General features: G+C 57.1%; 11 protein-coding genes. All 11 read right to left on the reverse strand.

The features are described 5' to 3' along the window. Positions 1–86: 86 nt before the first annotated feature. A complete protein-coding gene (gene tolA, locus ACA373_RS10315; RefSeq protein WP_370734480.1) occupies positions 87–1,478 on the reverse strand; it encodes a cell envelope integrity protein TolA in 1,392 nt (463 codons plus the stop codon). Between the two features lie 26 nt (positions 1,479–1,504). Beyond that, positions 1,505–1,933 (reverse strand): colicin uptake protein TolR, encoded by a 429-nt coding sequence (gene tolR, locus ACA373_RS10320; RefSeq protein WP_125288616.1) that lies wholly within the window; start codon positions 1,931–1,933, stop codon positions 1,505–1,507. A 9-nt stretch (positions 1,934–1,942) separates the two neighbouring features. Beyond that, positions 1,943–2,620 (reverse strand): Tol-Pal system protein TolQ, encoded by a 678-nt coding sequence (tolQ, locus tag ACA373_RS10325; RefSeq protein WP_253454872.1) that lies wholly within the window; start codon positions 2,618–2,620, stop codon positions 1,943–1,945. Positions 2,621–2,625: 5 nt separating this feature from the next. After that, entirely contained in the window at positions 2,626–3,021 is a 396-nt protein-coding gene (gene ybgC / locus ACA373_RS10330) for a tol-pal system-associated acyl-CoA thioesterase (RefSeq protein WP_301289557.1), read from the reverse strand. Between the two features lie 276 nt (positions 3,022–3,297). Continuing rightward, the gene (gene cydX / locus ACA373_RS10335; protein WP_253454874.1) at positions 3,298–3,393 is read right to left on the reverse strand and encodes a cytochrome bd-I oxidase subunit CydX; all 96 of its coding nucleotides are present in this window, start codon (positions 3,391–3,393) and stop codon (positions 3,298–3,300) included. A gap of 15 nt (positions 3,394–3,408) precedes the next feature. Continuing rightward, positions 3,409–4,548 carry a cytochrome d ubiquinol oxidase subunit II gene (gene cydB / locus ACA373_RS10340; RefSeq protein ID WP_253454875.1) on the reverse strand — a complete coding sequence of 380 codons (1,140 nt, stop codon included), beginning with the start codon at positions 4,546–4,548 and terminating at the stop codon, positions 3,409–3,411. Between the two features lie 2 nt (positions 4,549–4,550). Next, on the reverse strand, positions 4,551–6,110 hold the full coding sequence (cydA, locus tag ACA373_RS10345; RefSeq protein WP_253454876.1) for a cytochrome ubiquinol oxidase subunit I: 1,560 nt from the start codon (positions 6,108–6,110) through the stop codon (positions 4,551–4,553). 561 nt (positions 6,111–6,671) lie between these two features. Further along, complete coding sequence (sucD, locus tag ACA373_RS10350) at positions 6,672–7,544, reverse strand: succinate--CoA ligase subunit alpha (RefSeq protein WP_125288610.1); 873 nt, start codon at positions 7,542–7,544, stop codon at positions 6,672–6,674. Then, complete coding sequence (sucC, locus tag ACA373_RS10355) at positions 7,544–8,710, reverse strand: ADP-forming succinate--CoA ligase subunit beta (protein ID WP_301253167.1); 1,167 nt, start codon at positions 8,708–8,710, stop codon at positions 7,544–7,546. The genes sucD and sucC overlap by 1 nt, the downstream gene beginning before the upstream one ends. 106 nt (positions 8,711–8,816) lie before the next feature. Further along, positions 8,817–10,031: a 2-oxoglutarate dehydrogenase complex dihydrolipoyllysine-residue succinyltransferase gene (gene odhB / locus ACA373_RS10360; RefSeq protein ID WP_253454877.1), complete on the reverse strand. Its 1,215-nt coding sequence runs from the start codon at positions 10,029–10,031 to the stop codon at positions 8,817–8,819. Between the two features lie 14 nt (positions 10,032–10,045). After that, entirely contained in the window at positions 10,046–12,853 is a 2,808-nt protein-coding gene (gene sucA, locus ACA373_RS10365) for a 2-oxoglutarate dehydrogenase E1 component (RefSeq protein WP_253454878.1), read from the reverse strand. Between the last annotated feature and the right edge of the window lie 12 nt (positions 12,854–12,865).

The following is a 12,865-nucleotide window of genomic DNA, read 5'->3' on the forward strand; positions in this document are numbered from 1 at the left end:
TCAACAAACCAATGGTGCATTTATAGAGTACGGCAAGTTGACCATAGTTCAACCTGCCGCGTCCTGGCATCTTCTTACAGCTAATCTTACGGTTTGAAGATTAACGTCGCCTCTTTCACCGCCTGATACACATCCGTGCTTGGCGGTTTCGGGATCCTCGCCATGCGGGCAGCGTTAATAGCCGCCTGACACAGCGCCGGATCGCCGCCTGCCGGGGTGGCCGAAATCAACAGCCCGTCCGGCGCCAGCTTGATATGCACGTTACAGGTGCGTCCTTTAAACGTATCCGCGTCATAAAACTTGCTCTGGATAGCGCTCTGTACCTGGCCAAGGTAGCTGTCGATAGCGGCGCCGGAGGCACCCGATTTCTTCTGGTTGCCCTGCCCCGCCGCGCCCGCGCCGCCGGTTTTACCCTCTTTTGGCGCGTTCTTGCCGGAGGTCAGGCCGCCCAGCAGGTCGTCGACGTCGCTGCTCTCTTTAGCCGCTTCCGCCGCGGCTTTCTTCTTCGCATCGGCCGCCGCTTTCGCTTTTGCGGCTGCGTCCGCTTTGGCTTTTGCCGCCGCTTCGGCCTTCGCTTTCGCCGCCGCTTCGGCTTTCTCTTTTGCTTCCTCAGCCGCTTTTGCCTTCGCCGCCTCGGCCGCTTTTTCTTTGGCTTCTTTTTCTTTGGCTTCTTTCGCCTGCTGCGCCGCTTTCTCTTTGGCTTCTTCGGCGGCTTTTTCTTTCGCCGCCTTCGCTTCGGCAGCAGCCTGGGCTTTCGCATCGGCCTGCGCTTTGGCTTTTGCCTCCTGCGCCGCTTTCACTTTAGCCGCCTGCGCCGCCGCGGCCGCTTTTTCTTCCGCTTCTTTTTTAGCATCCGCCGCGGCTTTTTTCGCTTCGGCTTCCGCTTTCTTCTGCGCGTCCGCCGCGGCTTTCGCCTGCGTATCGGCCTGCGCTTTGGCATCCGCCTGGGCTTTAGCTTTCGCTTCTGCCGCCGCGGCCGCTTTGGCATCCGCCTGGGCTTTGGCTTTCGCCTCTGCCTGCGCCGCGGCCTGCTGCTCGGCCGCCTGCTTCGCCGCTTCCTCAGCTTTTTGCTGTTCTGCGGCCTGCTTCGCGGCCTCTTCCGCTTTCTTCTGTTCCGCCGCCTGCGCCGCTTCCTGCTTCGCCTCCAGCCGCTCTTTTTCCAGCGCTTTCAGACGCTGCTGTTCCGCAGCCTGCTTCTGCTGTAGCTCTTCCGCCTGCTGCTTCGCCTGCTTTTGACGCTGCTGCTCGGCGCGCTGGCTGTCGCTCTGCTGATTCTGCTGGCGGTTGTACTGCTCGACGATAGCGCCAGGATCCACCATGACGGCATCAATGTCGCTACCCCCGCCGCCGCCGCTGCTGGCGTCGATATGTTCGTCAAACGAGCTCCAGATCAGTAACGCAATCAGAAAGATATGCAGGATCACTGAAATGATGATGGCGCGTTTTAACTTATCGTTCTGTTCGGTTACCTTCGACACTTTCGATTCCCAAAAACGGTCCGAAATTAAATCGGCTGCGTCATTAATCCAACCGACTTCACGCCCGCCTGATGCAGCAGGTTCAGCGCCTTGATGATCTCATCGTAAGGCACCTCTTTCGCGCCGCCGATCAGAAACACCGTCTTCGGATTCGCTTCGATACGGCGCTGCGCTTCAGCGACGACCTGCTCCGGCGGCAGCTGTTCCATGCGATCGTGATCGACCACCAGGGTGTATTGTCCCACGCCCGCCACTTCAACAATCACCGGCGGATTATCGTCGCTGGACACCGTTTTGGAATCCGTGGCGTCCGGCAGATCCACCTCTACGCTCTGGGTGATAATCGGCGCCGTCGCCATAAAGATCAGCAGCAGTACCAGCAGAACGTCGAGCAGCGGAACAATATTGATTTCGGACTTCAGGTCGCGTTTACGGCGACCGCGCGTTCTGGCCATAGGTCACTCCTACCTGCTGTTCTCGCTGGAGAAAGCCTGACGGTGCAGAATAGCGGTGAACTCTTCCATAAAGTTATCGTAATTCTGCTCCAGCTTGTTCACGCGCTGGTTGAGGCGGTTATACGCCATAACTGCCGGAATAGCGGCAAACAGACCGATAGCGGTCGCGATCAGCGCTTCGGCAATCCCCGGCGCCACCATCTGCAGCGTGGCCTGTTTTACCGCGCCCAGCGCGATAAAGGCGTGCATGATGCCCCAGACCGTACCGAACAGGCCGATGTAAGGACTGATCGAGCCAACCGTGCCCAGGAAAGGAATATGGTTTTCCAGCGCTTCCAGCTCACGGTTCAGCGAGATGCGCATGGCGCGCGTTGCGCCTTCCACCACCGCTTCCGGCGCGTGGTTGTTGGCACGATGCAACCGGGCGAACTCTTTAAAGCCGGCATAGAAAATTTGTTCAGATCCGGCCAGCTCATCACGGCGCGCCTGGCTTTCCTGATACAGGCGCGACAGCTCAATGCCCGACCAGAATTTGTCTTCAAACGCGTCGGCTTCACGGCCCGCCGCATTCAGAATACGGGTGCGCTGAATAATGATTGCCCAGGAGGCAACAGAAAAGCCAATCAAAATCAACATGATAAGTTTGACCAGAAGGCTCGCCTTCAGGAACAAATCAAGAACGTTCATGTCAGTCACTGCTTGAACTCCGCGACAATAGACTTGGGAAGCGCAATGGGCTTCATCAGATGTGGATTGATGCAGGCGATCAGGACTTCGGCTTCATTCAGCGTCCGGCCTTCTGCATTAACAATACGTTGTGCGAATGTCATGGTCGTTCTGGTCATGTTGACGACCTCGCTCTGCACCTCAAGAAGTTCATCAAGACGCGCGGCGGCCAGGTAATCAACCGTGAGACGACGCACGACAAAACCGACCTGCTGTTCCAGCAGCGTCTGTTGACTGAAATGGTGCTGGCGCAGCATCTCGGTTCGTGCCCGTTCATAAAAAGCGACATAGCTGGCATGGTAAACCACGCCACCGGCGTCGGTGTCTTCATAGTAGACACGCACCGGCCATCGAAAAAGCATTGTACTCACTCTACATCCCGGTATAACTTTTTAAACGTTGCTACTATACGCAAGAGCATACGCCTTTGGAATGGATTGCCAGAGGCTAAACAAAATAATTATCTTCCGGAAACAATTATGTGGATTTAGGGAGAAATCTTAAACGTTTACTGACATAACCCAGGGCTGAAAAAAGCCGGGTTAACGAAGGAGAGCAGCGGCGACGAGCAGGAAAAACGGACCGGCGAACCGATCCGTTATTATCCCGCTTTTATTACGGCAGGCAGTAAAATTCTTTTATGCGCGCTTATCGAGATGTTCGATAGCCAGCGCGGTAATCACCCCGATGGCGCAGGCCAGCAGCGTGCCGAGGATCCAGGCAAAATACCACATCGTTCTGCTCCTTAATCAGTAAAGGGAATGCGTGTTGGCTTCTATCTGCGCGCGCGTGATGCGGCCAAACATTTTGTAGTAGCACCAGCTGGTGTAAATCAGAATAAGCGGCACAAAGATCGCGGCCGTAACGGTCATGATTTTCAGCGTCAGCAGGCTGGAAGTGGCGTCCCACATGGTCAGGCTATGGTTCATCATGCTGCTGGAAGGCATCACAAACGGGAACATCGCCACGCCCGCCGTCAGGATCACGCAGGCTACCGTCAGCGAAGAGCAAAGAAACGCCCAGCCGCCTTTATTCATCCGTGAACAGATAACGGTAAACAGCGGTAGCAGCACGCCCAGCGCCGGGATAATCCACAGCAGCGGCTGATGGGTAAAGTTTACCAGCCAGCCGCCCGCTACGCGGGTCACTTCTTTCGCCAGCGGATTGGAAGCCGCATTGTGATCCAGCGTGGACACCAGCTGATAGCCTTCAATGCCGTACTTCACCCAAATACCGGCCAGCACGAAGCCCGCCATCATCACCAGCGTGGCGATCTGCGCGATCGTTTTGGATCTGAGATACAGCTCACCCGTGGTGCGCATTTGTAGGTAAGTGGCGCCCTGAGTCAGGATCATGGTGACGCTGACCACGCCTGCCAGCAGCGCAAACGGGTTCAGCAGCTGGAAGAAGCTGCCGGTGTAGAACAGACGCAGATATTCATCGGCATAGAAAGGCACGCCCTGTAACAGATTGCCAAACGCCACGCCAATAACCAGCGGCGGCACAAAGCTGCCGATAAAAATGCCCCAGTCCCACATGCCGCGCCAGCGCGGATTTTCTATTTTGGAGCGGTAGTCGAATCCTACCGGCCGGAAAAACAGCGAGGCCAGCACCAGCATCATCGCCACATAAAAGCCGGAAAAGGCGGCGGCGTAGACCATCGGCCAGGCGGCAAACAGCGCGCCGCCTGCGGTGATAAGCCATACCTGATTGCCGTCCCAGTGCGGCGCGATGGTGTTGATCATAATACGGCGCTCAACGTCGTTGCGGCCAATCAGACGGCCAAGCATCCCAACGCCCATATCAAACCCGTCGGTAACCGCGAAGCCGATCAGCAGCACGCCAATCAGTACCCACCAGACGAAACGCAACAGTTCATAGGTGATCATGGTTAAACTCCTGTTCCGGTGGCCTGTTCAAAGTGATAACGCCCTGTTTTCAGGCTGCTTGGCCCGCGCCTGCCGAACTTAAACATCAGGTACATCTCGGCAAGCAAAAACAGCGTGTAAAGCCCGCAGATAAGCAGCAGCGAAAACAGGATTTGACCCGTGGTCAGCGATGAGTTGGCAACGGCCGTCGGCAGCACTTCGCCAATCGCCCACGGCTGGCGGCCATATTCGGCAACAAACCAGCCGGCTTCCGCAGCAATCCACGGCAGCGGGATGCCGTACAGCGCGCATTTCAGCAGGAAGCGGCTTTGACCAATGCGGTTACAGATGACGCTCCAGAAACAGCAGAGGGTAACCAGCAGCATCAGCACGCCGCACGCCACCATGATGCGGAAAGCGAAATAGAGCGGCGCGACGCGTGGGATGGAATCCTGCGTGGCCTGACGGATCTGCGCCTCGCTGGCATCGGCTACGTTTGGCGTATAGCGTTTCAGCAGCAGCCCGTAACCCAAATCCTGCTTCGCCTGGTTAAAGGCGGCGCGTACTGCCGGATCGCTGTTGCCTTCCCGTAGCTGTTCCAGCAGCTGGTAAGCGCGCATCCCGTTGCGGATGCGGATCTCATGCTGCGCCATCAGATCTTTGATGCCGGTAACCTGTTGATCCACAGAGCGGGTAGCGATCAGGCCCAGCGCCCAGGGGATCTGAATGGCGTAGCGGTTTTGCTGCGCCTGCTGATCGGGCAGGCCGAACAGCGTAAAGGCCGCCGGCGCGGGCTGCGTTTCCCATTCCGCTTCGATAGCGGCAAGCTTGGTTTTCTGCACGTCGCCGACCACATAGCCCGACTCGTCGCCCAGCAGGATCACGGCCAGAACGGCTGCCATGCCGAAGCTGGCGGCAATAGCGAAAGAGCGCTTAGCAAAAGCGATATCGCGACCGCGCAGCAGATAGAAGGCGCTGATGCCCATAATGAACATGGCGCCGCAGGTGTAGCCTGCCGCAACGGTATGCACAAATTTGACCTGCGCCACCGGATTGAGGATCAGTTCGGAAAAGCTAACCATCTCCATGCGCATGGTTTCAAAATTGAATTCTGAGCCGACGGGATTCTGCATCCAGCCGTTCGCCACCAGGATCCACAGCGCCGACAGGTTAGAGCCTAACGCCAGCAGCCAGGTGCACGTCAGGTGCTGCACTTTACTCAGCCGATCCCAGCCGAAAAAGAACATGCCGACAAAGGTGGATTCAAGGAAAAAAGCCATCAGGCCTTCAATAGCCAGCGGCGCCCCGAATATATCGCCGACGTAATGGGAATAATAAGACCAGTTGGTGCCGAACTGGAATTCCATCGTCAGGCCGGTGGCCACGCCAAGCGCAAAGTTAATACCGAAGAGTTTCCCCCAGAATTTCGTCATATCTTTATAGATTTGTTTGCCTGACAGCACATAAACCGTTTCCATTATTGCCAGCAAAAACGCCATTCCCAGCGTTAAAGGGACAAACAGAAAATGGTACATCGCCGTTAGCGCAAACTGTAAACGCGACAGTTCGACCACATCTAACATGTTGACTCCTTGCTCCGTGCTCAGTTTTGTCCATGCGCCGGGCGGCCAGCGTATGGCGCAACAGGATCGCTCCTCATCGGGGTGACGTAACCCTGTAGGTAAGTGAATAATGTTAATGAGAAAAAATCAGCGGGCCCGCGCCGTTGCTGTTTTTTCAGGATAGCGATCGGGAAAATTTGCGATCGACACAGGAAGTCCCTTTTTATAATTAAAAGCGTAAAGCTGATTTTTTGACGCAGAGCAATTTAATCCCAAAGCTGATTTTTAGCCAGCCTCCGAAGCGTAAATAACTTGCGTTTCTTTGATCGCGATTAATTAATTGCGATAAAGTAAATATGAAAGGGATTATTTTAACAAAGAGGATTATTTAATTTAATTAATATTCAATACAGAAAACAATTTTGTAATATTAACCGGCGGGGTTAATTTTATCGCGTTATTTTACAGGAAGCTTTGCATTATATTAGCTTATTAATAAGAAAGCTTAACCAATATTCTGGCATGAATGCAAAAATAAAAAAGGCTGCCCTGAGGCAGCCCTGATGAGAAGACGGATCCGGCTTACTGCGGCAGAACCGCTTTCACCGCATCGCCGATATCGGCCAGGCTGCGCACGGTTTTCACGCCGGCCGCTTCCAGCGCCGCGAACTTCTCGTCCGCCGTGCCTTTACCGCCTGCGATAATCGCGCCCGCGTGGCCCATACGCTTGCCTTTCGGCGCGGTAACGCCTGCGATATAGCCGACAACCGGCTTGGTCACGTGCTCTTTGATAAAGGCGGCGGCTTCTTCTTCCGCACTGCCGCCGATCTCGCCGATCATGACGATCGCTTCAGTCTGCGGATCGTCCTGGAACAGTTTCAGGATATCGATAAAGTTAGAGCCAGGGATCGGGTCGCCGCCGATGCCCACGCAGGTGGACTGGCCGTAACCGATATCGGTAGTCTGCTTCACGGCTTCATAGGTCAGCGTGCCGGAACGGGACACGATGCCGATACGGCCTGGCTTATGAATGTGGCCCGGCATGATGCCGATTTTGCATTCGCCTGGGGTGATGACGCCAGGGCAGTTCGGGCCAATCATACGCACGCCCGCTTCATCCAGCTTCACCTTCACGGTCAGCATATCCAGCGTCGGGATACCTTCGGTGATGGTGATAATCAGTTTGATGCCCGCGTCGATCGCTTCCAGGATGCCGTCTTTGCAGAACGGCGCCGGAACGTAAATTACGGAGGCGGTGGCGCCAGTGGCTTCTACCGCTTCACGCACGGTATTAAAGACCGGCAGGCCCAGATGCTCGGTGCCGCCTTTGCCTGGCGTTACGCCGCCAACCAGCTGCGTGCCGTAAGCCAGCGCCTGCTCGGAGTGGAAAGTGCCCTGTCCGCCGGTGAAGCCCTGGCAGATTACCTTGGTGTTTTTATCGATCAGAATGGACATTATTTACCCTCCGCTGCGGCAACAACGCGCTGCGCCGCGTCGCTCAGGCTGGTTGCTGCAATAATATTCAGGCCGCTGTCCGCCAGTTTCTGCGCGCCCAGCTCGGCATTGTTTCCTTCCAGACGCACCACGACCGGCACGTTAACACCCACTTCCGCTACCGCGCCGATGATGCCGTCAGCAATCAGGTCGCAGCGGACGATGCCGCCGAAGATGTTGACGAAGACGGCCTTCACCGCGTCGTCAGAAAGGATGATTTTGAACGCTTCGGTCACGCGCTCTTTGGTGGCGCCGCCGCCAACGTCCAGGAAGTTAGCCGGCTGGCCGCCGCTCAGCTTCACGATGTCCATGGTGCCCATCGCCAGGCCTGCGCCGTTAACCATACAGCCGATATTACCTTCCAGCGCCACGTAGTTCAGTTCCCACTGCGCAGCGTGCGCTTCGCGGGAGTCTTCCTGGCTTGGATCGCGCATTTCACGCAGCTCCGGCTGGCGGAACAGCGCGTTGCCGTCTGCGCCCAGCTTGCCGTCCAGGCAGATCAGATCGCCCTGCCTGGTGATCACCAGCGGGTTGATTTCGACCAGCGCCAGATCGCGCTCCAGGAACATGGTCGCCAGACCCATAAAGATTTTGGTGAACTGACCAACCTGTTTGCCGGTCAGGCCCAGTTTGAACGCCAGCTCGCGGCCCTGATAAGGCTGCGGGCCGGTTAACGGATCCAGCGCCATTTTGTGGATCAGATGCGGCGTCTCTTCCGCCACTTTTTCAATTTCCACGCCGCCTTCGGTCGAGGCCATAAAGACTACGCGACGGGTGCCGCGATCCACGACCGCGCCCAGGTAAAGTTCCTGATCGATGTCGGTTGCCGCTTCCACCAGGATCTGGTTGACCGGCTGACCGTTAGCGTCGGTCTGGTAAGTGGTCAGACGCTTGCCCAGCCAGTGCTCGGCAAATGCGCGGATCTCTTCTTTGCTTTTTACTACCTTCACGCCGCCCGCTTTACCACGGCCTCCGGCATGAACCTGACATTTCACGACCCACGGGCCAGCGCCAATTTTAGAAGCGGCTTCTTCTGCTTCGCGTGGAGTGGTGCAGGCATAGCCGACAGGTGCCGGTAAACCATACCGGCCAAACAGCTGTTTTGCCTGATATTCATGTAAGTTCATGTTGTTAATCCATCCAGTTCGGAAAAGACTTGGCCAAATCCGGCAGTATGCCAGCGCTTTGGCCACACATAGGGTTGAGCGCGGCTTTCACCGCGCCCGACAGGAATTAAACGTCCAGCAGCAGACGAGACGGATCTTCCAGCAGCTCTTTGATCGCGACCAGGAAGCTCACGGACTCTTTGCCGTCGATCAGGCGATGATCGTAAGAGAGCGCCAGATACATCATTGGCAGGATCACCACCTGACCATTGACCGCCATCGGACGATCTTTGATCGCGTGCATCCCCAGAATGGCACTCTGCGGTGGGTTGATGATCGGCGTGGACATCAGCGAGCCGAAGACGCCGCCGTTGGTAATGGTGAAGTTACCGCCGGTCAGTTCGTCTACGGTCAGCTTACCGTCACGGCCTTTGATCGCCAGCTCTTTGATTTTTTTCTCGATATCCGCCATGCCCAGCGCATCGATATCTTTCAGCACCGGCGTAACCAGGCCGCGCGGCGTGGATACCGCGATGCTGACGTCGAAGTAGTTGTGGTAAACCACATCTTCGCCGTCGATAGAGGCGTTAACTTCCGGGAAGCGCTTCAGGGCTTCCACTACCGCTTTCAGGTAGAAGGACATAAAGCCCAGACGGATGCCGTGACGTTTTTCGAAGGCTTCGCCGTACTGCTTGCGCAGGTTCATGATCGGCTGCATGTTGACTTCGTTAAACGTGGTCAGCATCGCGGTGCTGTTTTTCGCTTCCAGCAGACGCTCGGCGATACGCTTACGCAGACGAGTCATCGGCACGCGTTTTTCGCTGCGGCCAGCCAGCGAAGGCGCGGCTTCAGCCGCTTTCGGCTCGGCGGCTTTGGCAGCTGGCGCTTTCGCCAGGTGTTTCTCTACGTCTTCACGGGTCAGACGTCCGCCCACGCCGGTGCCTTTGATCGCCGACGGCTCCAGACCGTGTTCGGCAATCAGGCGACGGATAGCCGGGCTGAGCGCGTCGTTGCTCTCTTCTTCCAGCGAGGCGCTCTGGCGCTGCGCCGGAGTAGACTCTTTCTCTTCCGTTTTGGCGGAGCTTTCTTTGCCGCCGCTGTTGCCTTCTTTCAGGCGACCCAGCGCCTGACGAGAAGTTACGGTGGCACCTTCGTCTTCCAGAATCGCTTCCAGCACGCCGTCGGCGGAAGCAGGCACTTCCAGCACCACTTTGTCGGTTTCGATTTCTACCAGCACTTCGTCACGGCTGACCGCGTCGCCAGGTTTTTTGTGCCAGGTCGCTACGGTGGCGTCGGCGACGGATTCAGGCAGGTCGGGAACGAGAATATCTACGCTACTCATTATTTTTCCTTTAATTAATTAACGTTCAGCGCGTCATTAACCAGATCTTGCTGCTGCTGCTGGTGAACGGACATATAGCCAACTGCCGGCGAGGCCGAAGCGGGACGACCGGCGTAACGTAATGAAGCACCAAACGGCACTACCTCACGGAAATGATGCTGGCTACAGTACCAGGCACCCTGATTCAGCGGCTCTTCCTGACACCAGACAAAATCATGCACGTGCGCGTACTGCTGGAGTTTTTCCTGCACCGCTTTGTGCGGGAACGGATAGAGCTGTTCAATGCGGACGATAGCCACGTCGGTCTGCTCGTTTTTACGCCGCTTTTCCAGCAGATCGTAATAGACTTTGCCGGAGCAGAGCACCACGCGCTTAACGCCTTTTGGATCGAGATCGTCGACTTCGCCAATCGCCGGCTGGAAGCTGCCGTTAGCCAGCTCTTCCAGCGAAGAGACCGCCAGCGGATGACGCAGCAGCGATTTCGGCGACATCACCACCAGCGGACGACGCATCCCGCGCAGCGCCTGACGACGCAGCATGTGGTAAACCTGCGCCGGCGTGGAAGGCACGCAAACCTGCATGTTCTGCTCGGCGCAGAGTTGCAGATAGCGTTCCAGACGCGCGGAGGAGTGCTCCGGCCCCTGCCCTTCATAGCCGTGCGGCAGCAGCATCACCAGACCGCACATGCGGCCCCATTTCTGCTCGCCGGAACTGATGAACTGGTCGATAACCACCTGCGCGCCGTTGGCGAAGTCGCCGAACTGCGCTTCCCAGATAGTCAGCGTGCGCGGTTCCGCCGTGGCGTAACCATATTCAAACGCCAGCACCGCTTCTTCAGAGAGCACGGAATCCCAGACGCGGAACGTGCCCTGACCGTTATGGATATGCTGTAACGGCGTATAGGTAGAGCCGTTGGCCTGGTTATGGATCACCGCGTGACGATGGAAGAAGGTGCCGCGGCCCATATCTTCGCCGGACAGACGGCACGGAATGCCTTCGTCTACCAGCGTGGCGTAGGCCAGGTTTTCCGCTGCGCCCCAGTCAAATGGCTTCTCGCCTGCGGCCATCGCGGCGCGGTCGTTGTAGATCTTGGCCACGCGCGACTGCATTTCAATCGCTTCCGGCACGGTGCTGATGCGTTTGGCCAGCGCCTGCAGGCGTTTCAGATCCAGCGTCGCCGGATAGCTTTCGTCCCACTCGTGGTTCAGGTAAGGCGACCAGGTAAAGGAGTGCAGGCTCATCGGACGCCATTCCGGCACCACGCATTCACCGGCATCCAGCGCGTCGCGATAGAGATTGACCATCTCCGTCGCGTCTTCCAGGCTGGCGACCTGTTCCGCTTCCAGACGGTCGGCGTAAAGCTTACGCGGCGTCGGATGCTTTTTGATTTTCTGGTACATCACCGGCTGCGTTGCGCTTGGCTCGTCGGCTTCGTTGTGGCCGTGGCGGCGGTAGCAAACCAGATCGATAAAGACGTCGCGCTTGAAGGTGTTACGGAAATCAAGCGCCAGGCGGGTAACAAACGCCACCGCTTCCGGATCGTCAGCGTTGACGTGGAAGATCGGCGCCAGCACCATTTTACCGATGTCGGTACAGTACTGCGTGGAGCGCGCATCCTGCGGATTAGACGTGGTGAAACCAATCTGGTTGTTGATCACGATGCGCACGGTGCCGCCAACTTCATAGCCGCGTGCCTGCGACATGTTCAGGGTTTCCTGCACCACGCCCTGGCCGGTAACGGCCGCGTCGCCGTGGATGGTGATCGGCAGCACTTTGCTGCTGCGCGGCTCGTCCAGACGATCCAGACGGGCGCGAACCGATCCCATGACTACCGGGCTGACGATTTCCAGGTGCGACGGGTTAAACGCCAGCGCCAGATGCACCATGCCGCCTTCGGTTTCCACGTCGGACGAGAAGCCCATATGGTATTTCACGTCGCCGGTGCCGAGATGCTCTTTATGCTTGCCGGAGAACTCGTCGAACAGGTCCTGCGGCTTTTTGCCCAGCACGTTGATCAGCACGTTCAGACGACCACGGTGCGCCATACCCAGCACCACTTCGCGCGTGCCGCTTTTGCCCGCGTGACGGATCATCTCGTTCAGCATCGGCACCAGCGCATCGCCGCCTTCCAGCGAGAAGCGTTTCGCGCCGGGGAATTTCGCGCCCAGATAGCGCTCCAGCCCTTCCGCAGCGGTCAGCTGTTTCAGAAAGCCTTTTTTCTCATCCGTAGAGAAAGAGGCCTGGCCCGCCACCGATTCAATGCGCTGCTGGATCCAGCGTTTCTCTTCGGTGTTGGTGATATGCATATATTCCGCGCCGATCGAGCCGCAGTAGGTTTGCTGCAGCAGGCTGAACAGATCGGCCAGCTTCATCGTATCTTTGCCGAAGGCGAAGGAACCTACGTTAAAGGTTTCCTGGAAATCGGCCTCGGTCAGATCGTGAAACGCGGGATCCAGATCCGGCACCGGCTCCTGTTTCCACAGGCCCAGCGGATCGAGATTGGCCTGCTGATGGCCACGGAAGCGGAAGGCGTTAATCAGCTGGAGCACCTTCACCTGCTTGGCGTTGGTGTCGGGATCGCTGACGGAAGAGGTATAGCGAGAGGCATCTTTCGCCAGACGCTTGAAATATTCGCGAGTGGTGGAGTGGAATTGCTCTGGCCTGACTCCGTGACCCGGAAGCTGCTGAAACAGCGTTTTCCAGGCCGCATCGACAGAGTCAGGATCGGTCAGATAGTCCTCATAGAGCTGCTCTATATAGGTCTGATTCGCGCCGGCCAGCCAGGAGGAGTCCAGCCAGGGTTTCATCGCGCTGTTCTGCATTGTGATCCCTTA

This window comes from Erwinia sp. STN24 (genome assembly GCF_041320675.1).
Classification (GTDB): Bacteria; Pseudomonadota; Gammaproteobacteria; order Enterobacterales; family Enterobacteriaceae; genus Erwinia; species Erwinia aeris.